The following is a 21,963-nucleotide window of genomic DNA, read 5'->3' as shown; positions in this document are numbered from 1 at the left end:
CGGGGCCGTCGTCGTTTCCCGTTCGCCGGGATGTTGGTCCCGCTGCTCGTGCTGAGCGGGCTGACCGGCGCCACGCCCACCGCCCGCCCACTCCCCGCCACGGTCGACGCCGCGGTGACGACACGCCTCGCGCAAGAGCACACCGCCGACGTGTTCGTCATGCTCCGCGCGAAGGCGACGCTCAGTGGTCCGGCTGCCGGTCGCACTCACGGCGAGCAGGTGGCCCGGGGCCGCCAGGCGCTCATCACCACCGCGGAGAACACTCAGGCAGGGGTACGCACAGCGCTGGCCCGCCGCAAGGTGGCGTACGAGCCGTATTGGATCGTCAACACCGTCCTGGTTCGCAGTGCCTCGGCGGAGGTGATCCGGGAGCTGGCCGGTCGCGCTGACGTGCGGCGCGTACGCCTGGCCGGCGAGCGGCACATTCCCACGCCGATCACCGGTGTCTCCGCTGACGCGGCGGTCGACTGGAACCTCGACCGGATCCGCGCACCGCAGACCTGGGCGCAGTTCGGCGTGTCCGGCGAAGGCGTGGTCGTGGCGAGCATCGACACCGGGGTCGACTTCACCCATCCCGCGGTGACGCGGCAGTATCGCGGCAACCTCGGTGGCGCCTTCAACCACAACTACAACTGGTTCGACCCCAGCCACATCTGTCCCAGTCCTGTGCCGTGCGACAACAATGGTCACGGTACGCATGTGACCGGCACGATGACCGGTGACGACGGCGCCGGCACGGTGATCGGCGTCGCACCCGGGGCTAAGTGGATCTCGGCGAAGGGCTGTGAGAGCGACTCCTGCTCCGACGTGGCGCTGATCCGCTCCGGGCAGTGGGTGATGGCCCCGACCGATCTCTCCGGCAACAACCCGCGTCCCGACCTGGCGCCGAACATCGTGAACAACTCCTGGGGCGGCGGACCGGGCGACGACTTCTACCAGGACATCATCAACGCGTGGACGTCGGTCGGTATCTTCCCCGCGTTCGCGGCCGGTAATTCGGGTCCGGGTTGCGGCACCGCCGGATCGCCCGGCGATTACCAGAACTCGTACGCCGTCGGCGCGTTCGACAGCTCGAACTCGATCGCACCGTTCTCCAGTCGGGGCGCGTCGGTGTTCGACGGGGAGATCAAGCCGAACATCGCCGCCCCCGGCTCCGGCATCCGCTCCAGTGTTCCGGGCGGCCGGTACGAGTCGTGGAGCGGCACGTCGATGGCGACCCCGCACGTCGCCGGAGTCGTCGCACTGATGTGGTCGGCCGCGCCCGCCCTACGCGGTGACGTAGGACTGACTCGCAATCTGCTGGACCAGAGCGCCATCGACACCGCCGACACCTCGTGCGGTGGCACCATCGCCGACAACAACGTGTGGGGCGAGGGCCGCCTCGACGCGTACGCCGCAGTCGAACGCTCGCCACGTGGTCCGACCGGTGTCCTGTCCGGCGTGGTGACGGACGCGGTGACCGGCTTGCCGCTCGGCGGGGTCAGCGTGAACGTCGGCAGCGGATCGTCGTCGCGCTACGGGGTCGCCACTGCGGCGGACGGCACCTATCGGATGGTGTTGTCGGTCGGCGCGTACCAGATGACGTATGCGAAGTTCGCGTTCCTGACCGCGCAGCGGACCGTCCAGGTGACCACCGGCACCACGGTCGTGGTCAACGTCGCACTGGGGCAGGCGCCCCGGCACGCCGTCACCGGTGTCGTGCGGGACGTCGGCGGCGGGCCGGTGCACGGCGTCACCGTACGCCTCGACGGCACGCCGATTCCGTCCGTCGTCACCGGCGTCGACGGGGCGTACCACTTCACCGGCGTGCCGGACGGCGCCTACGACGTCAGCGTGACCGACGGCGGCTGCACCGCGGCCACCCTGCAACGCGTCGTCGTGGACGGCGATGAGGTCACCGACCTGGCGGTGCCGCCGAGACCGGATGTTTCGGGTTACACGTGCCAGGCCACGGCGTCGGAATGGGTGCCGGGGACGGATCTGCTGGCGCTGACCGGCGATCAGGCGCTGACGACGATCGCGACACCGTTCCCGTTCCCGCTCTACGGCCGGACCTACACGACGGTCACGGTGACCACGAACGGCTTCCTGACGTTCGACCGCGCGGTGTACTCCTCGACGAACCGTCCGATCCCGTCCACCGCGTACCCGAACGCCGGGCTCTATCCGTTCTGGGACGACCTGGTGGTCGACTCGGCCGCCGGGATCTACACCACGGTCGTCGGCACCGCCCCGAATCGCCGATTCGTGGTCGAGTGGCGCAACGCGACGTTCTACGGGTTGCCGGGGCGGGTCACGTTCGAGGCGGTGTTGTCGGAGAACGGCCGGGTCCAGTTCGGCTACCAGTCACTGTCGGCCGAGACGCAGGCCCATGGTGCGAGCGCGTCGATCGGCGTCGAGGACTCCACCGGCACAGTCGGCCTGCAGTACGCGTACAACGAAGTGGCCCTGGAGCCCGGCGCGACGCTGGTGTTCCGGCCGCCGGCGACCGTGACCGGCACGGTGACCGACGCCGAGGACGGCCATGCGCTCAGCGGGGTCACGGTCTCGGCGTATCGGGCGGGTGAGTTCGTCGCGACCAAGACCACCGACGACACTGGGAAGTACGCGGTCGCGCTGCCGGCGGGCGCCTACAGTCTGACGTACACGTTGCCGGGCTATCTGATGGGCAGCGCGGACGTGACGCTGACGGCGGAGGGCGAGGTCGCCGTACGCAATCTGGCGATGTCCGGGTCCGGCAAGACCATCAGCGGGATCGTCCGGGACGACCGGGGCAATCCGGCGTCGGGGCAGCGGGTGCGGTTGTTCACCGGGCTGGCCGAGTTCACGGCGACCACCGACGACACCGGCGCGTACCGGATGACGAACGTGCCGCTCGGCTCGTACAACGTCTCGGTCGGCAGCCCGTGCGTGTTCGGCAGCGCCTCGACGATGACCGTCGACGGGGACGAGTCCGCCGACTTCGCCGTGACCACCCGGTACGACGACTTCGGCTACCAGTGCCGGCCGGTGAACGCGGCGTACGTCGACGCGACCGGGGTGCTGCCGCTGACCGCCGACGAAGCCACCACCGGCGTGACCCTGCCGTTCCCGTTCCGGCTGTACGGAACGGCGTACACGTCGGCGTACGTGTCGACCAACGGGTTCCTGAGCTTCACCGGCAACGACGTCGGCGAGATCAGCGACAGCTTCCCCACACCGGGTACGCCCAACGCCGCGATCTACGCCCTCTGGCAGGACCTCATGATCGACGGCGCGGGCAGCGTCCGCACCGCCGTCACCGGCCAGGCGCCCAACCGTCGATTCGTCGTCGAGTGGCGCAACGCGCTCGTCGAATTCACCCTCGACCGGGTGTCGATGGAGATCGTGCTCGGCGAGGACGGCACCGTCGAGATACGCGTACGCGACTCGCTGGGCAGTTACCGGGCGCGTCTGGGCATCGAGAACGCGACCGGGACGGTCGGCTACCGCTACGACGACACGTTCTATCCGATCCGCGACGGGCTCGCCGTGCGGTTCACGCCACCCGGCCAGGTCCAAGGCGCCGTCACCGACGCTGACGACGGCACCGCGGTCGCCGACGCGATCGTGCGCGGGCTCCGCAACGGCAGCAAGGTGAAAGAGGTCCACGCCGACGCGACCGGCCACTACGTCCTGCCGCTGCAACCCGGGGACTACACGGTCGAGGTCGTCAAGGGCACCTCGACGACCAGCCGGACAGTCACAGTGCCCGGCGTCGGAACCACCGTTATCGCCGATCTCGCCCTGCCGGTGAACACGATCACCGGCCGAATCACGGACGCCACCGGCGTACCGCTGGCCGGGGTCAACACCAAGATCAGGGCCAACGGGCTGACCGTCGAGACCACGACCGCCGCCGACGGCTCCTACCGGCTCGACGGAGTCGGCGACGGCACGCACACCCTGCTGCTCGCCGCCTACGGCGACGGCTGCCTGCGCTCCCGCACCACCGACGTGGTCATCACCGCGGATCAGGTCATCGACACGACCATGACCCGCTACGCCGACGGCTACGGCTACACGTGCCGCACCGAGGCATCCGTCTGGGAGACCGGCGAGACCGTGCTCGCGCTCACCGGCGACGACTCGGTCGCGACGGTGCCGCTTCCCTTCACGTTCAGCTTCTACGGTACGCAGTACAGCAGCGTGTACGTCTCGACGAACGGGTTCGTCAGCTTCACCGACGCCGTCCCGGCGCCGGTCATGTCGTGGCTGCCGAGCACCGGTACGCCCAACGCGGCGGTCTACGCGCTGTGGGGTGACTTCGTGGTCGACGGGTCGGCGAGCGTACGCACCTCGGTGGCCGGGTCCGGGACGAACCGGCGGCTGATCATCGAGTGGCGCAACGTGCAGGACAAGTGGACGAGCCAACGCAACACGTTCTCCGTCACCCTCTACGAGAACGGGCAGGTGGCGACCGGGTATCAGACCGTCGCGACCTATCCCGCCAACGTCGGGATCGAAGACGCCACTGGTTCGCGCTTCCTGCAATACGTGAACGACTTCAACGGCGCGTACGCCCGCCCGGGCATCACCGTGCGGTTCGTCCCACCGACCACCTGAGCAGGGCGGCGTCGGTGCGGGGCGTTCACCCCGCACCGACGCGGTCACGCACTCGGGCGCCTGCACTCATGGCAGGCTCTCACCATGACGGAGCACGGATCAGCAGACGAGCCGGGCCAGACCTGGGCGGCGAAGGTCACCGCGCCGTTGATCAAAAACATGCTGCTGGCGGGAGACTTCAGCTTCGAGGCGATCCAGGCGCTCGGCAACCCCGTGCCGATGCTCGTGAAGAACGACGGCAGCGAACTGCTCGAACTGTGGCTCGAACCCTTCGGGCAGGACTACTGGCTCCAGCCCGGCGAGTCCGTCATCGTCACGTCGTACGGCCACTGGGACGGCCATCCCTTCGGGACCGTCCACGAACCCAACTGCATCACGATCTGGGTGACCTCCTTCTTCGCGACGGTCTCCGACCAGGACGACAATGAGGTCCCCGGCGCTCATCAACGACCCAGCGGAAAATACGGAAGCTGAGCCGCAACCACTTCCGCCCTGAGCAGGGACGACGGGTACGGTGCGGGAGTTGACTCAGAATCTCGAGAAAACTCTCGAGAAGAATCTGCCGGACCGGTTGTCGATTTCGCGGAGCCCGTTCGACATGTAGGCGTACCGACGATGTTCGACCAGGAAGGCAGCGAATCATGGCCCAGTACGCAGTGCTGATCTACGCCGGCGACGCCGCACACGGACCGGACGCGACCCCGCAGGACACCGCACCGCACGACCGGCACGCCGAGGAGCTGGAGCGCTCAGGTGCTCTGCTGGCCGCGTACGCGCTCACGCCGAGGGACCTGGCCACGACTGTGCGTGGCGACGCGATCACTGACGGCCCGTTCATCGAGGCGAAGGAGATCGTCGCCGGGTTCTACATCCTCGAGGCGCCCGACCTCGACGCGGCGCTGGCGATCGCGAAGCTCAACCCGGTCTGCCAGATGGGCGGCGGCGTCGAGGTACGCCCGGTCGCCGGTGGCGGGCCCATTCAGCGCGGATGATCGAAGAGGCGGTCGCCGAAGCGCATCGTCGCGGCTGGGCACTCGTGCTCGCCGCGACGATGCGGGTGACCAACGACCTTGACCTGGCCGAAGAATGCGTGCAAGAGGCGTACGCCGCGGCATTGCAGAGCTGGGCGCGTGACGGCGTCCCGGACCAACCGCTGGCGTGGCTGACGACGACCGCCCGCCGCCGGGCGATGGACGCGATCCGGCGCGAACGCACACTACGGTCGAAACTTCCGCTGCTGTTGGAGCCCGAGGCGACCGTTGAGGACACGGTGATGGATCACCCGCCGGCCGAAGATCACGACGACGAGATCCCCGACGAGCGACTGCGGCTCATCTTCACCTGCTGCCACCCGGCACTCGCGCAAGAGGCTCAGGTGGCTCTGACGTTGCGGCTGGTATGCGGCATTCCCACACCAGATGTGGCGCGCGCTTTCCTCGTCACGGAACCGACGATGGCGGCCCGGATCACGCGAGCGAAGAAGAAGGTCTCGGGCGCTCGCATTCCTTTCCGCGTACCACATGGTGCTGAATTGCCCGACCGCCTGCGGGGCGTGCTCGCGGTCGTCCACCTGCTGTTCACCGCAGGCCACACCGCGCCGTCCGGCGCGGACCTCGTGCGCGCGGACCTGGTGGACCGCGCGCTGCACCTGGCGCGGATGCTGCGCGAACTGATGCCCGACGAGCCAGAGGCCGCCGGCCTGCTCGCGTTGCTGCTGGTCACCGACGCGCGCCGGGCGACGCGCGTGGACGCGGCGGGCCGGCTGGTGCGCCTGCCGGATCAAGATCGCGCACTGTGGGATCGCGCGGCGATGGCCGAGGCGCACGACCTGATCGTGGCCGGGCTGCGCGACGGCCGGATCGGGCGTTACGCGCTGCAAGCCGCGATCGCCTCCTTGTACGCCGAAGCGCCGTCGTACGCGGAGACGGACTTCGCACAGATCGTGCAGCTCTACGACACGCTGTTGAAGATCTGGCCGTCGCCGGTCGTCGCGTTGAACCGGGCGGTGCCGCTGGCGATGGTGGCCGGGCCGGAGGTTGCGCTCGCCGAGATCTCGCAGCTGGACCTTCCGGGGTATCAGTATCTGCCTGCGGTTCGGGCTGATCTGTTGCGGCAGCTGGGCCGTGACGCCGAGGCCCGCGAGGCGTACACGCAGGCGTTGGCTCTGACGACCAATGAGGCGGAGCGGGAGTTCCTCACCCAGCAGGTGGACGGGTAGCCCGTCGCTGTCGCAGCATGGCTGATTCCGGACGACCACCGACATCGGGTTAGTCTGCGCGGATGGACGATCTGGCAAACGTCGCGTGGCCGCCTGAGCCGATCAGGACCGCGCGGCTCGTGCTCCGCGAGCCCGAGGCGCGGGACCGTGCGGCGTTCATCGACTTGTACGCCTCGGCAGAAGTCAACATGTACGTCGGTGGCCCCCAGCCGCGTGCGGAACTCGAGCGTGCGATGCCCGAGGTGCCCAGGCGATGGCCCGGGAACTTCGTCGTCGACCTCGACGGGGCGATGATCGGCCAGATCCTGCTCAGGCGAGCAACTGGGCACCGCAGCCCGGCTGCCGCAGGGAAAGCCGATCTCGGCTACCTGTTCCTGCCCCACGCATGGGGCTTCGGGTACGCCGCAGAGGCTTGCACGGCGGCACTCGACTGGCTCGCGGGCGCCCTTCCCGGCGAGCCGGTGGTGCTCACCACGCAGAGCGCCAACGTCGCATCGATGCGCCTGGCGCAGAAGCTGGGATTCGTTGAGGTAGAACGGTTCGCGGCCTGGGATGCCGAACAATGGCTCGGCATGCGATCCCCGGTCACGCCTTCCAGGTGAGTCGCGAACCGGACCGGGGAGGCTCCGGCCGGGCGGCCTCATCCGAGATGACGCTGCTCGGCGCGGTCCTGATGATTCGCCGGATCACCAGCGTCGGGGCTCCATTGCTCGCGTTCGCCATAGCCGGGCTCGCTGCCGTCGTCTGCGCGTTCGGCTACATGATGACGCTGTAGCCGCCTCGCGTCCGGCAACGTCCTGCCGACTATTCAGGCCGTAGCGGCTTCCTTCGCACGCGCGTTACGGATCCACCCGTACGCGGTGTGCCGTGGGACGGCGTAGTGGTCGGCGATGATGCTCGCGTTCTCCCCCGCCTGCCGGAGCACCTCGTTGAAGTCCTCCGGCATCCGGCGGTACGTCCGGCCGCCTGGTTTCGGTGCTGCGGCCGGCTTCGCGGCCGGTGCCTTCGCGGCTGGCGCCTTCGCGGCTGGCGCCGTCGCGGCTGATGCCTTCGCGGCGGATGCCTTTGCGGTCGTAGCCTCTGCGGCTGGCGCCTTCCGGGCCGCCGGCTTCCGGGCAGACGGCTTTGCCGTCGTCACCTTGACGACGGCGGCCTTGCTGGCCGGCGCGGCCGGCGCGGACTGCGCGGACTGTGCCGACGGCACGGATGGAGCCGCCGCCGGTTGTGCCGTCGCAGCTGGCGACTTCCGAGCCGGCTTCTTCCGCCGGGCAGCCGCCGGGGCACCTACCTCGGTCGGCCGGGCAACGGGTTCATCTGCCGCGTCGCTCGCTTTGGCTCGGCTCGTCCGCGTACGCCGCGCACCGGTGCCGCCTTCGGAAGTGGCCGTGGGGGCAACCGAGGCCACCACCGCTGCGACCAGTTGGTTCAGGTCGAGCACCGGCAACTCACCGGGCTTGAGGCCACCGGCCGCGCCAGGAACCAGCCGCAGTTCACGGATCGACGCCGCAGCGCCGCTGACGTCCAGGCGGATGGTCGTCGTGGGCAGACCCGGATCGTCCGGCGCGATCGTCACGGTGTACGAAGTCATCGAAGCAACCTTCCGGGGCCGGCAGTAGAACGTGCGGCCGCCTCGGCAGTCCGCTCGTGGCCCCCAAGGTAGCCCATCCCCAGCTCAGCCAACCCACCAGGTAGAGCAACCAAAACACGGTCGGCAGCAGCCGGAGTTACGCGGGCGCAAGCTATTCGTCGCGGCTGCGGCGCAGATAGCGAAGGATCTGGATCAGCTCCCACGGGCCCAGGACGATCCAGCGCAACGCGTACAAGGCTTTGCCGATCATGATGAACGGCCAGGCCACCACCGCCATCGCGCCGAGCAGCAACGTCTCTCGACCGGATACGCGCTCGGCGGCCCACCGCTGCGACAGGCTGAGGCCCTCGTCGTCGGGGTCAGGCTGTGCGGTGGTCGGCATCGGCGAACAATAGCTTTTCCGTTCGGGCACGGGCCAGCGATGCACGTCGAGGTCTACGGCACCTCATGATCCGTTGATGATCGCGGATGCTAAGCCCACGATCACCGAACCGGCGGGAGCGGGTCGGGTCGCGTTCACGGTGCGACCCGACCGCCCGCTTCGCCGGGTCAGCCCATCACCACCTCCGGGCCGTCGGCGACGACGGTGGTGCCGCCGACGGTCAGCTCCGCGCTGAGCGAATACGTGCCGGTCGGCAGGTTCTTCAGCACGACCAGGTAGAACTGGTCCGTCGTCCATTTCAGCGGCAGGCGCGCCGTTTCCACGCCGAGGGCATTGCGTACCACGAGGATCGCGTTGTCGGCCGGCGCTCCGCCGGGTGTGATGCCGTCGAGCCGGAGCTGGACTGGGCGCGATCGGCCACTGCCGGGCAGTGTCCAGTCGGGATGCCAGCGCTGGATGACGACGGGCGTGGTTGCGGCGGACGTACCGGCCGCGTTCGTCGCCGTCGCGGTCAGCACGTTGCGGCCCAGCGACAGCGGCACCTTGGCCGTCCACGTGCCGTCCTGCGCGGTCAAGGTGGTGGCCACGTCTCTCGTGCCGATGCGCAGGTGCACGGTCGACGGCCAGTCCGCAGTGCCTGACACCGTGATCGAGTCGTCGAGGGTCACCGCCGGTGCGCTCACGACCGGAGGTGCCGGGCGTGGCATGGAGACGGTGCGCGTCCAGGAGACCGCGTTCAGCAGCAGACGGCGGCCCGCTTCGGTCCAGCCCAGGTCAGGGCCGACCGCTTCGGTCACGGCGCTGGCGGACAGCACGACCTCGACGCTGCCGGTCGTTCGCCAGTCGAAGCCGACGCCCAGGCCGCGTACCACCGACCCGTCCGGGCGGCGGACTGACAGCTCGGCCAGTGGCTTCCCGGCGTAGCCGCCCGCGATGCTGTAGTAGCCGCCCGCGACGATCAGCTCGGCCGGATCGGCGAGCCCGGCGAACAGCGGGTGCCCGCGGTCGAAGCCGGCCAGCGTCACGGCGCCTTCGCCGTAGCCCTGCCCGGTGACGGAAATCCTGCCGGTGTGACGTTCGAGCAGCCGCAGGCCGCCTCGGTCCGCGCCCCAGGTGCCGGTGTAGACGAGGCTGGTCCGGGCTGCGTCCGCGGCGGCCACCACGGCGTCGTAGGTCGCCTTGTCCGGCGTTCCGCCGTTGACCACCACGGTGTCGTAGCCGTCGAGATCGAGGCTGCGCGACCAGGGCAGTTCCGTGGCCGCCAGGCCGTTCGCCCGCAGGAACGCCACCAGTGTTCCGTCGGCGTCGCCGAGCACGCCGACGTCGTAGGGCCGCAGCGTCACGTCGAGCCGGGCGACCGCGCCGGCGGTGACCGTCACCGACGCCGTCGCTGGCAGGTGTCCCGGCGCTGTCACGTCGACGGTGTAGTCGCCCTCGAGCAACTGGTCCGCGGTGAACGTTCCTGCCTCGCCGGTGGTCGCCGACCAGGGTTGTACGCCGTGGGCCGTCAGGGTGGCGGCCGGTATGACCGTGCCGTCCGTCGAGCGGACGGTGCCGGTGACGACGCCTCGGGGCAGCGGCACCAGGGCGATGTCGAGCGTCAGTGTCCCGCTCTCCGGCATGGTCACCGAACGCTCGGTCGTCTCGTAGCCGAATGCCTCGATCCGGATCGTGTGTGTGCCGGCGGCCAGGCCCAGGGTGTAGGCGCCGTTCGCCGCGGTCACCGTGCTGGCGCCGGCCTCGACGGCGGTGACCCGCACCCCGCCGATGGGAGTGCCCTCGGCGCCGGTCACCACGCCGGCTACGGCGGCTTGTCGCGCGTCGACCGCCCACGCGACCGCGTTGCGGTAGATCTGCTCGGCCGCCGGTGTCCACCGTGTGCCGGGCCGGCCGTAGGAGCCGGCCGACAAGCCGCCGAGCAGCACCTCGACGCTGGACCCCGAGGTGAACCGGTAACCGACCGCGTTGCCGAGGTCGGTCGTCGCCGATCGCGCGTCGGCGACGGTGGTGCCGCTGTATCCCGAGTACGTCATCCATTGCTGGTTGTCGCCGGGGTTGGTGAGCACGACGACCGGCTCGCCGGCCGGGAACCCGGCGAAGATCGGGTGCGGCTTGCCGACGACGTACGCGATGTCGGTGGGCTCGAAGTCGTAGGCGACGGCGGTGGGATCGTGGCGCACGTCGGAGAGCGCACCGACGGCAGCGCCGCCCCACTGTCCACCATAGAGCGTCGATACGCCCCGGGCGGCCGCTTCGTTGATCATCTGGAGCAGCGCCGGACGGTACGAGGTGCTCACCGATCCGTTGACGATGATCAGATCGAACTCGCTCACTCGGGGGACCAGCGTGCTGATCTGGGCCGCTGTGAACTGCTCGACGGCATAGCCCTCGCGCTGCAGCAGTCCGGTGATCGCGTTGGACGAGTCGGCGATGACGGCGACCCGATGCGAGGCCACCAGTGTGACGTTCACCGGCAAGGTCCCGTCGGCGGGCACCGTGACGGTACGCGTGGCGACTTGGTGGCCCGCAGCGGTCACCCGCAGCGTCCAGGTGGCCGCCGGCACACCGATGATCGTGTACGAGCCGTCGGAGCCAGTGGTCGCGCTCAGCGGCGTACCGGCGACGGCGACGGCCGCCCCCACGATGGGGCCCGCCGGTCCCGTGACGATCCCACTGATCGTCCCGGCCGGGTCGCTGGTGAGTGTCAACGGCAGTGTCACCACGCCGCCCGCGGTGATGTCGACGACGGTCGTGGCGTCGGCGTACCCGAAGCTCGACGCTTGAAGGGTCCACCGGCCGGCGGGCAGCGGCACGACGAAGGTGCCGTCACCGGACCGCGCGGGCACCGTGTCGCCGGTCTCGACGACCTTGACCGTGCCCGCGAGCGGTGCCTGGGCCGCGGTACGCAGGGTGCCGCGCACCTCGCCGCCGCGCCCGTCGGTGTCCAGCGCGTAGGACAGCGCGTTGCGCAGCAGCCGCTCCGCGCCGCCGGTCCAGGTGAGCCCGGGATGGTCGCCGTAGCCCGGGTATCCGTAGGTGCTCACCGACAACGTGCCGAGCAGCACGTCGACGGCCCGCGCCCCGCGGTGCCGCACGCCCACGAGGCCGCCGCCCGCCGCCGGGTCGTCTGAGGTCACGGTCGCGATCGTGGTCCCGCTGAACTCACCGAACCACGAGTACTCCTTGTTCGGCGGCACCAGCTCGAACGACGCCGGCAGCCCCGCGAGCAGCGGGTGGCCGGTCACGGTCGCGTGCGCGGTCACGGTGCCGTCGTTACGTCCCTCACCTTCCACACCAGGATCTTGCTCGTACGCCTTCAGGTAGCGGAACGATCCGCGCCCCAGTTGGTCCAGCCACAAGGCCGGTACGCCGGAGCGGTTGAGCGCGTCGTCGAAGGCGGCCCAGCCCGCTGCGCCCGGGTCGGTCCCGGTGTAGGTCGCCATGTTGCCGATGAGCAGGTCGAGGTCGCCGAGTGCCGCCGTGTCGGTCCACCCGACGGGACGCGGCTCGTAGCCCCAGTACGAGAGGTATGCGGCCAGCCGGCCCTCGAAGTCGTCGAGGACGCCGACCACCGGCGACGGGCGCAGTGCGGCGTCGGCGCCGGTCTCGCCGCCGCCGATCACGGTCACCGGTATCCGGGTGCGGACGTAGCCGTCGGAGGCCACCTCCAGCTCGTATGACCCGGGTTCGACCAGCGGCAGCCGGTAGTGCCCGGTGCTGTCGGTGACGGTGTGCGCGGTGGTGCCCAGCAGGGTGATCGTCGCACCGTCGACCGGCCCGGCGGTGCTCGCCTGCCGGCCGCTGGCTTCGATGTCGGTCAGCGCGGTGATCGTCCCGGCGATACCGCCGACGGTCCCCGGCTGCATCTCGACATCCAGCCTGGCCGTTCCGTTGCGCTCGACGGTCACCTCACGCTCGACCGGGGTGTAGCCGAAGGAGCTGAACCGCAGTCTGTGTGTGCCGGGTTCCAGCGGGAACGTGTATTCACCGGCGGCGTCGGTCGTCACCCGGCGCGTGCCGCCGACAAGTTCGACGGTCGCCGGCAGCGCCGTGGCGTCGACGCCGACGACCCGGCCGGTCGCGCCCGCCAGCCCCGGTGCGGCGGTCCACCGGATCGCGTTGAGGTAGAGCTTGACACCGTCGGGCGTCCAGTCGTCCTTCGGCCCCTGCAGCGTCGTGCCGGCGAAGCCGCCGAGCACCAGGTGCACGCTGCCGGTGGTACGCACCGTGTACGCGGCGGCGACCCCACGCCGGCCGCCCGTCTCGGAGTGCACGTCGGCCAGCGGCGTACCGGAGTAACCCACGATCGCCGCGGCGGTCCGACCGGCGCGGAAGATCTCCGGCCGCTCGGGCAGACCGGCGAACAGCGGATGCCCGGCGACGGTCGGCGCGTACGAGATGATGCCTTCGCCGCTGACGGGCAGCGTCCCGCTCGGATCGGCCAGGTACTTGCGCAGCAGGCGCGCACCGCCGTCAGTGGAGTAGCGATCGTCGGGGAAGACCCCGCTCACCGAAGCGGCGTCCATGGCCGTGAGGAAGCCGGCGAATACGGCCGCGCCCGGGTCGGTCGGGTCGTTGAAGACGACGACGTCCAACTGCGGCAGCCGCCCGACATCGGTCCAGTCGATCGGCTCCGCGGCGATCTCGTTGGCCCGCATCAGGGCGACGACGCTGTCGCCGGAGTAGTCGCCCAGCACCGCGACCCGGGGCGCCGCAGCCAGCTCTACATTCGACACCGTTTCGGCGCCGGCCCGGACCTCGACCGTGGCCGTCGTGCTCAGATGACCGGCAGCGCTCGTCCGGATCTGGTACGTACCGGCCGGCAGGTCGACGGCGTATGCACCGTCGGCGGCTGTGGTCGCGGCGAGATCGGTGCCCTCGACCACGATGGATGCGCCGTTCACCGGTGAGCCGTCGCGTCCGCTGGTGACGACGCCGCGTACGCCGCCGGCGCCGGAGACCGCCAGGGTGGGGTTGACGGTGATCAAGTCGCCCGCCGTCACCGTGATCGTCTGCTCGAACGGTGCGCTGCCGACCCGGGTGAACCGCAGCGTCGGCGTGCCGGGGGTGACGAGCAGCCGATAGGTGCCGTCGGCGGCCGTCGTGGTCCGCTCACCCGTCGCGGGCACCGCCACCGTCACTCCCGCCAGTGGCGTACCCGACGGATCGGTGACCGTGCCCTCGACAGCGCCGTAACGCGCGTCGATGGCGTACCCGATGGCATTCTTGAGGATGGTGCGCGCGGCAGGCAGCCAGTCGTCGGCCGGGACCCCCCACGAGGCCGCGGCGGCCAGCGATCCGAGCAGCACGTGGGTGCTTTCGGTGCCGCGCGGGTCGAAGGCGATGGCGCTGCCGACGTCACCGGATTCGTCGGTGTTCAGGGTGGCGACCGTGGTGCCGGAGTAGCCGGTGAAGGCCGACCACGCGCCGCGCGGCGCGAGGATCTCGGTGCGCGCGCCGGGAGTGAGGCCCGCGGTCAGCGGGTGCGCGGTCGTGGCGACGACGGAGATGCGTCCGGAGGTGTTCAGGTCTCCCGGCAGGGCCTGCGGATCGCCAGTGTGCTTGCTCAGCTGGTTGATCGCTCCGTAGCCCAGCGACCACTGGTCGAGGAAGACCACGCTGGTGCCCGCCGCGTCCGTCGCGGTGAGGAAGGCCCGGAACGCGTCCGGTCCGGGATCGCTGCCACTGGTGCCGTTGGCCACGACCGCGCGGAAATCACCTGGCCGGGCAGTCACCTCGGCGTAGGTCGCGGGTTGGACGGAGTACCCGAGCGAGGTGAGTTCGGCGGCGATGCGTCCCTCGTAGTCGCCGACGACCGCCAGGTCATACCGCTTCAGGGTGGTGTCGACCGCCACGGTCTGCCCGGCCACGACGGTCACGGACCGCGTCTGCGGCGCGTAGCCCGTGAGCGCGATCGTGACGCGATATGTGCCGGCTGCGACGTCCGCGAACGTGAACTCGCCCGCAGTGCCGCTGGTCGCCGGACCGACCGGGGTGGACTCCAGGGTGACGGTGGCACCCGGCAGGGGCGCCCCGGCCTCGTCGCGCACCACACCGCGGATCGCGCCGGTGCCGACGGAGACGAGAGCGGCGTCCAGCGTGCTGGTCTCGCCCGCGACCACGTCGATCTCGCGGGTCTGACCGGCCAGTCCGTACGCGGTGACGACGACCGTGACACGCCCGGGCTGATGGGTCAGCTCGAACCGGCCGGTGGCCGGATCGGTGGCGACCTGCGCACCGGTCTCCTGTACGCGTACCGTGGCGGCGATCGGGCCGGACGGCCCGGTGACGGTGCCGGTGATCTTGCCGGTCGGGTGGTACGCGTAGACCTTCCCGTCGACGTCCGCGGTGACCAGCAGTCCTTGGGCGTACGCCGGGGAGGCGGTCACGTTCGCGCCGGTGGTGGCCTGCCAGACCAGGTCGCCGGTGGCCGCGTCGAGCGCCCAGATCCGCCGGTCGAGCTGGGCGCCGCCGATCACGTAGCCGTCGTCGCTGACGAGCACGGACGCGCTGACCGCACCGTTGAGCCCGTAGTGCCAGACCGCTTTGCCGGTCGCCGCGTCGTAGGCGGCGACGAAGCCGAGCCCGTGCGACCCGGCGATGACGAGGTCGCCGTAGACCGCCGGGGTGCTGCCCTGGCCGTCGCCGTGGGTGTTGTTCTCCCAGCGCAGCGCGCCGCTGGCGGCGTCGAGGGCGAGCATGCTGCCGCCGCTGTTGCCGTCGGTCGTCGTGACGTAGACGGTGCCGCCGACGATGCTCGCTCCGCCGATGAAGTAGTCACCGGTGCGGGTGTAGGTCCACTTCCGGGTTCCGGTGGCCGCGTCGAGCGCGATGAGTTGCCCGTCGTCGGCGTTGCCGACGATGACCAGGCCGTTGCCGACGGCTGGGCCGGCGAAGACCGACGTGCCGACGTCGGTGGCCCAGAGCTGCCGGCCGGTGGCGGCGTCGAGCGCGAACACCGTGTCCGCGCGTCCTTGCGTCGGCCCGGTCGCGGCGTACAGGACGCCGTTCACGACCGAAGGCGCCGTGTAAACGGTCAAGCGATCCGGGGTGGGCACCTGCCAGCGCACCTTGCCGGTGGCGATGTCGAGGGCGTAGATGCCGCCGCTCAGCCCGCCACCGGTGAACACCAGTCCGTCCGCGACGGCCGGGCTGCCCCGCAATGCCTGACCGGTCTGGAAGGCCCACAGCTGTCGCCCGGTTGCGACGTCGCGCGCGGTCAGCCGCCCGGCGTCGGAGCCGAGGAACACCCGGCCGTCGGCGATGACCGGACTGGCGAAGACCACCGAGCTGCCCGTGGCCGCGTTCCAGGCCGGCTGCAGAGTGCGGCCCGCGATCCGATCACCGGACAGGCCGGCCCGGCTCGGGTTGTTCTGGTACTGCGCCCAGCCCGCTGCGGTCGGCTGGTTCAATGCCTCCAGGGTGAATCGGAGGCTCTCGTCACCGTCTACAGTGGTCTCGACGGTGGCGGGTTTGAACCCGGCCGCGGCGACACGCAGCTGGTAGACGCCCTCGGCGATCCTCAGCTCGAACCGTCCATCGGCGTCCGTCGTCGCGACGTCGAGCGGGGTGCCGCTGACGGTGATCCGGGCGCCCCGGACCGCACCGGACGGGCCGGTGACCGTGCCGACGACCCGCCGGTCGGGCGCGGCGACGAGGGACACGTCGTGCGTCAGCGACTGACCGATGGTGACGGCGACCTTGCCACGGTGGGTGACGAACCCGTACGCGCTGACGGTGACGTCCTGCGCGCCGGCCGGTGCCACCAGCGAGTACGCACCGGTCTGCGGGTCGGCGGTCGTCAACGCTCCCGCGATGGTGACCGTGGCCGCCCGCGGTTTGCCGTCCGGCCCGGTCACCCGGCCGGTGACGGTGCCCGAGTATGCGGCCCGGGTGACGGCGGCGTACGCGTCGATGATCCCCGTGCCGTAGGCGTTGTTGGGCACCGCGCCCATGTGCGACTCGACTCTCGCCGTGCCCGTGAGTATCTGGCGTACCTCGGCGACGGTCAGCTCCGGATTGGCCGAGAGCATGAGGGCGACGACGCCGGTGGCGTGTGGCGTGGCCATCGAGGTGCCCGAGATCGTGTTGTATCCGGACGCGCTCAACTGCCGTGGCCAGGTCGAGCGGATCAGGTGGCCGGGTGCGCTGACGTCGGGCTTGATGTGGGTGACGCCGTCCCAGGTGACCGGCCCGCGGCTGGAGAAGCCGGCGATGCGGTCCTGCTGGTCGGTCGCGCCGATGCCGATGACGTGCGGATAGCTGCCGGGCGAACCGACGGTGCCCGGCCCGGGTCCGTTGTTGCCGTTGGCGAACACCGCGACGATTCCCGCGGCCTCCCAGGCGAGCAGGTCGTTCCAGAACGTCGTGGCGTTCGGCGCGTCGGCGCCCCAAGAGTTGTTGACGACGTCGGGCGCTGCGGACGGGTCGCCGCCGGGCGCCATCATCCACTGGAACGCGTCGTGGATGATCGACTCGGTCGTGCTGCCGGAGTCTCGGAAGATCTTCGCGGCGATCCACTGCGCGCCCGGCGCCACGCCCGTCAGCTCGCCCGGCGCGGAGCCGACGATGCTGCCGGTGACGTGGGTGCCGTGGCCGCCGCCGTCGCCGGGCGTCGGGTAGTTCTCCCCCGTCGGCACGTACCAGCTCGCCGCCGGGTCGCCGGTGACACCGCGCCACGAGTCATGCAGCGCCGGGTGGCCGCCGTCCGCGCCACCGTCCATGATGCCCACGACGACACCGTTGCCGCGTACGCCGTACTCGCCCCAGGTTTCCGGTGCGTTGATCGACTCGAGGCTCCAGGTCGGCAGCAGCGGTTCACCTGACGCCGGTGCGATGGGCTCCTCCTGCCGGATCTCGACGTCGGGCGTGATGCTCGCGACGTCGGGATGGCTGGCGAGCGCGTCGAGCGCCTGCTTGTCGACGGTGGCGGCGAAGCCGTTGAAGATCCAGTACGGCTTGACGGCGCGAGCATGGCCCGCCTTCTCTTGGCTGGCGAGCAGCCCGCGTACGGCCGGCTGGGAGGCGTCGGCGGTTTGCCGCATGCCGTCGCGCACGGTACGCGCTCGTGCGCTTTGAGCGGCATCGGCGACCTGCCGCTCCACGGCCTGCCGTCCAATGTAGGTGCTGGCCACGGTGAGCTGTCGGCGCGTGGTCTCGGCCGCCGTCCGGCCCTCGTCGGCCGCCCGCCGCGTGATCGCGGTCAGGTCTGGCTGCGCTCGCAGCCGGATGATGACGTTGGCGGTGCCGCCGTCGGCCAGTGCCGCGCGTACCTCTGCGGCCACGCCGCTCGGCGGCTGGGTGCCCTTGGTTACCGGCTCGGCGCCGAAGTCTGTCGCCTCGACCGGGAGCCCGCTCAGCAGGTCGAGAACCCCGGGCTGGGGCGAGGTCCCCGCCGCCGATGCCGCCGACTGCGCGGATGGTGCCGCCACGGCGGCGATCGGTGCCGGCGCGCCGACCAGGGTGATGGCGAGCAGCGGCAGCACCGCTCTGGTGAACCAGCTTCGGGCGACGCGCATGTCTCGAACCTCCGGTGCGGGACCAGCAGCCTGTGGAACGTGTCGATGGCCGCTCGAGGGAATGCCCCTCACCGTAAATTCGATCTTCGTATACGTAAAGATGTAACGATCAACGAGATGTGCCCGGTGTGCGATTAACTGCCTCGACGCTGGTTGCCTTCTTCACCCCGAGCGCCGCACGCAAGCCTTCTGACCTCGGTTCCTTCTCGGGAACGGCAGGATGGGCCCAACGCATCGATGTACGCGAAATGTGCAGTCGTTATGCGCCCGCCGGGCTGGGCCACCGACACCCGTTGAGGTCAGCCGGCCTTCTGCGCCACGTACGGGGCAAGCAGCTCCCGGGCCAGGCCCGTGGCCGCGCGGAGGGACAGCCCGTTCTCGATCATCCGGCTCAAGGTGTAGACGATCGACTGGATCAGCTCAGCCATGTATTCGGGCTGGGCAGCTCCGTGCTCGGCCAGTGCGGTGCGCAACGGCACTTCGAGACTGTCGTGCAGCAGCCGGCTGGAGCTTGCGAGGGTCTCGCTGCCCCCGATCGCGGCCAACGCCCGCGCGAGCGCGTGGTCGCCCCGGGCGACCAGTTGCAGGTTGGCCTCCACGTAGGTCAGGATCTTCTGCCCTGATGTGGTGGCGGAGTCCATCTGCTTGTCGACGTAGGCCGACCAGCGGGGAAAGGTGTCGGTCACGAGGGCGTCGAACATGTCGGCGCGGGACTTGAAGTAGGAGTAGACGCTGGAGCGGGCGAGGCCGGCATGCTCGGCGACGTCCGCGAGGCTGGGGATCTGGTCGGGGTGTTGCGACAGCAGGGCGCGGGCCGCCTCCAGCAGCGCTGCGCGCTGGGTGGCCCGGTGTTCGGCGACGGTCGAGGCTTGGATCTTCGGCACTGCCGTCCCCCTGTCGTCCCGGCAGCGCGTGGTCCGCCGGTCTGCGCCCGCGCCCGCTGTCGCCGCTATTTGTCGGCCCTGAGCTTGCCGTCGATCATCTCGTAGACCGTGTCACAGTATTGCAGCACGTCGTGGTCATGAGTGACCATGACCACCGCGACCGATCGCCGGGCGGCCTCACGGGCCAGCAGCTGCACGATGTCGTGGCTGCGGGCCCGGTCCAGCGCCGCGGTGGGCTCGTCGACCAACAGCACGCTGGGTTCGGTCACGAGCGCGCGGGCGATTCCGACGCGCTGGCGCTCGCCGCCGGACAGCTGGTCGGGCCGCCGGTTGGCCTTGTCGGCCATGCCGACCTCCGTCAGCAGCTCGTACGGGTCACGAACGGCGCGCTCAGCGCGTGGTGCGATGCGCTGCGCCAGCCGCAGCTGGTCGACGGCGGTCAACGCGGGCAGCAGGTTGCCCGATTGGAACACGAAACCGACGTGGCGTTGCCGCAGGCTGGTGCGGAGACGCCGACTCGCGACGGTCATGTCGTGTCCGGCCACGGTGACGATCCCGCGGTCGGGGCGGGCCAAGCCACCCGCGACGGCCAGCAGGCTGGATTTGCCGGCGCCGGACGGCCCGACGACGGCGGCCAGCTCACCCGGCTGGACGCTGAGATGGACGTCGTCGAGGGCTTGCACGGTCTCCGCGGCATCACCGTGCTGCAGATACACCGCCTGCAGCACGAGTCCGGATCCAGGCGACGCGGGGTCGCCGACCGAGGAGGTGGCGGACGGGGCGACGCTGCGGCTCATCGGTTTCCTCCCAGAGCGGTCGCGGGGTCGACGGAGGTCAGGCGGATGACAGCTGCTGCCGCACCGATCAGGCCCAGCACGATCAGGGCGATCGCCGCGGCCGCGACGCTGGGCGTACTCAGCGCGAACGGGACGCCGCTGCCGGCGACGGGGACGCCGAGCGCCAGCCCGATGCCCACCCCGACGATGACGGCACCGGTGAGCAACATGAACGCCTGTGTCAGCGCATCACGCAACACCCAGCCGGTCGAGGCGCCCATGGCGCGCAGGACGGCCACCTCCTGCTTGCGCTGAATCGCCCATACCGCGAAGAACGCACCCGCGACCAGCGCCGAGATCGCGTACAGGAAGCCTTGGATCAGTTGGAGGGTCGTCGTTTCGGCCGTGTACCCGGGCGAGGCGGCGTACGACTGGGAACGGGTGAGGCTCTCGGTGCCCGCCGCCGTGTCACCGGCGGCAAGGTGCCCGGACCCCCCGGAGTCCGCGCGGACCGCGACCGCCGTGATCTCCCGCGAGGCATGCGCCGGGAGCGCGGTGCCCGGCGGGGTGTCGGACTTGATCGCCTGCCACAGCGACAGCGGAACGTACGCCACGTCCACGTGCCCGAACGTGTCCTGCTGGCGGGTGACACCCACGACCCGCAAGGTGATGCCCAACCGGGCCACGGTGACGACGTCACCGAGGCGCAGGCCCGCGTCCAGCGCGGTCGGGCTCACGACGATCCCGTCCGCCGAGCCGAGCCGTTCACCGGCGCCGACCGCCGGTGCGACGAACGAGTCCGGCTGCACCCCGAACAACGCCAGATCGATCTCCGTCCCGCGATCGGTACGGGTGTTGACCAGCATGCTCCCAAACGGGGCCGCGTCGGTGACGCCCGGCTGCGCCCGCCAGGTGTCCACCGCCGACATATCGACGACGCTGCGAGTGAACGCCGAATCGTGTTGCACGCCGTGCGCGAAAGCGAACGACGTCACCGGCAGGTTCTGCAGGCCGGAGACACCGTCCCGGACGAGCCCCACCGACAATCCGGACAGCATCACCATCAACACCGCGATCAGCGCGACCACCGCGCCTACCAAGGCGAACCTCACCCGGGCGAACCGCAGTTCCCGAAGTGCCAGGAACATCAGCGTCCCCCTGTGAATCTTATCGACATCATGTCGGCATCTTACCAACGCGATGTCGATAAGATTGCCGGAGCCCCTCGCGGCGACCGGGAAGTCGTGGAGTACCGCCACGCGGTCACTTCCTTGCCGTTGACGAACCAGGTGATCTCCGGTGGAGGGGCCACCTTTCGGTGACGCGGAAACGTGCGTAGCCGTCCGGAGATCGCATCGCCCGACAGTCGATCCGGCAGTCGCCGATCGGGTGGCGACTGGAGAGATCAGGCGGCTACGCCCCGGCCGCGTACCAGGGGCAGGAAGATCTCGTCGACGATCTCGACCAGCGTCTCGTCCGACACCGACGGGACGCCTCGCAGCGCGTACTCGCCGCGGAGCAGCATCATCGGCAGCGCGGCCACGCGTGGCTGGACCGCCTCGGGAGGTGCTTCGCCGCGCGCCACCGCGCGGCTCAGGCTGGTGAACCAGGCTGCGTTCATCGCACCACCGCCGGCTTGCTCGCGGAGCAGGTCAAGTAGCGCGGGCTCGTCGGCGGCTGCGGCCAGGAGGTCGCGCAGGATCGCGCCGCGCGGTGACGACCAGGTCGCGTTGGCCTGCCTCAGCAGTTCGAGCGCGTCACCGCGAAGGCTGCCCGTGTCGGGCGCCGGCGTGCGGGCACTGGCCAGGAACTTGTACGCGGCAATGCCCAGCGCGGCACGCTGTGGCCAACGGCGGTAGATCGCGTTCTTGTTGGTGCCCGCGCGCTGGGCGACCTTGTCCATGGTCATGCCGGCGTAGCCGGAGGTCTCGAGTTCTGCTGCGGCTGCCCGCAGGATCGCCTGCTCCAGTTCCGCGCCTCGCCGCCGCGCTTCCGCCACGGTACGCATCGTAC

Annotated in this window: 13 protein-coding genes; 6 read left to right on the top strand and 7 right to left on the bottom strand. The window is 70.4% G+C overall.

Going from position 1 to position 21,963, the window contains the following annotated elements:
• Positions 1 to 30: 30 nt before the first annotated feature.
• From HDA40_RS34485 to HDA40_RS34460, 6 genes are all read left to right on the top strand, one after another.
• Entirely contained in the window at positions 31 to 4,584 is a 4,554-nt protein-coding gene (locus tag HDA40_RS34485; RefSeq protein WP_275978370.1) for an NIDO-like domain-containing protein, read from the top strand.
• Between the two features lie 84 nt (positions 4,585 to 4,668).
• Complete coding sequence (locus HDA40_RS34480) at positions 4,669 to 5,058, top strand: hypothetical protein (RefSeq protein WP_253761977.1); 390 nt, start codon at positions 4,669 to 4,671, stop codon at positions 5,056 to 5,058.
• A gap of 167 nt (positions 5,059 to 5,225) precedes the next feature.
• On the top strand, positions 5,226 to 5,576 hold the full coding sequence (locus tag HDA40_RS34475) for a YciI family protein (RefSeq protein ID WP_253761976.1): 351 nt from the start codon (positions 5,226 to 5,228) through the stop codon (positions 5,574 to 5,576).
• Positions 5,573 to 6,802 (top strand): RNA polymerase sigma factor, encoded by a 1,230-nt coding sequence (locus tag HDA40_RS34470; RefSeq protein WP_253761975.1) that lies wholly within the window; start codon positions 5,573 to 5,575, stop codon positions 6,800 to 6,802. The genes HDA40_RS34475 and HDA40_RS34470 overlap by 4 nt, the downstream gene beginning before the upstream one ends.
• A 62-nt stretch (positions 6,803 to 6,864) precedes the next feature.
• The gene (locus HDA40_RS34465; protein ID WP_253761974.1) at positions 6,865 to 7,404 is read left to right on the top strand and encodes a GNAT family N-acetyltransferase; all 540 of its coding nucleotides are present in this window, start codon (positions 6,865 to 6,867) and stop codon (positions 7,402 to 7,404) included.
• The gene (locus HDA40_RS34460) at positions 7,401 to 7,577 is read left to right on the top strand and encodes a hypothetical protein (RefSeq protein ID WP_253761973.1); all 177 of its coding nucleotides are present in this window, start codon (positions 7,401 to 7,403) and stop codon (positions 7,575 to 7,577) included. The genes HDA40_RS34465 and HDA40_RS34460 overlap by 4 nt, the downstream gene beginning before the upstream one ends.
• Positions 7,578 to 7,610: 33 nt before the next feature.
• On the opposite strand, the gene HDA40_RS34455 is transcribed toward HDA40_RS34460, so the two are convergent.
• From HDA40_RS34455 to HDA40_RS34425, 7 genes are all read right to left on the bottom strand, one after another.
• On the bottom strand, positions 7,611 to 8,390 hold the full coding sequence (locus HDA40_RS34455; RefSeq protein WP_253761972.1) for a hypothetical protein: 780 nt from the start codon (positions 8,388 to 8,390) through the stop codon (positions 7,611 to 7,613).
• 151 nt (positions 8,391 to 8,541) lie between these two features.
• Entirely contained in the window at positions 8,542 to 8,772 is a 231-nt protein-coding gene (locus tag HDA40_RS34450; protein ID WP_253761971.1) for a hypothetical protein, read from the bottom strand.
• A gap of 167 nt (positions 8,773 to 8,939) precedes the next feature.
• Positions 8,940 to 18,290 (bottom strand): carboxypeptidase regulatory-like domain-containing protein, encoded by a 9,351-nt coding sequence (locus tag HDA40_RS34445; RefSeq protein ID WP_253761970.1) that lies wholly within the window; start codon positions 18,288 to 18,290, stop codon positions 8,940 to 8,942.
• Positions 18,291 to 18,589: 299 nt separating this feature from the next.
• Complete coding sequence (locus HDA40_RS34440; protein WP_253761969.1) at positions 18,590 to 19,174, bottom strand: TetR/AcrR family transcriptional regulator; 585 nt, start codon at positions 19,172 to 19,174, stop codon at positions 18,590 to 18,592.
• Positions 19,175 to 19,239: 65 nt separating this feature from the next.
• Positions 19,240 to 19,971, bottom strand: coding sequence for an ABC transporter ATP-binding protein (locus tag HDA40_RS34435; RefSeq protein ID WP_253761968.1), 732 nt, complete (start codon positions 19,969 to 19,971; stop codon positions 19,240 to 19,242).
• Positions 19,968 to 21,098: an ABC transporter permease gene (locus HDA40_RS34430; RefSeq protein WP_253761967.1), complete on the bottom strand. Its 1,131-nt coding sequence runs from the start codon at positions 21,096 to 21,098 to the stop codon at positions 19,968 to 19,970. Before HDA40_RS34430 ends, HDA40_RS34435 begins: the two co-directional genes overlap by 4 nt.
• A 257-nt stretch (positions 21,099 to 21,355) precedes the next feature.
• A complete protein-coding gene (locus tag HDA40_RS34425; protein ID WP_253761966.1) occupies positions 21,356 to 21,949 on the bottom strand; it encodes a TetR/AcrR family transcriptional regulator in 594 nt (197 codons plus the stop codon).
• Positions 21,950 to 21,963: the final 14 nt, after the last annotated feature.

Origin of the sequence: Hamadaea flava (genome assembly GCF_024172085.1) — a bacterium.
Taxonomy (GTDB): Bacteria; Actinomycetota; Actinomycetes; order Mycobacteriales; family Micromonosporaceae; genus Hamadaea; species Hamadaea flava.
This window is presented reverse-complemented; position numbering and strand designations above follow the sequence as displayed.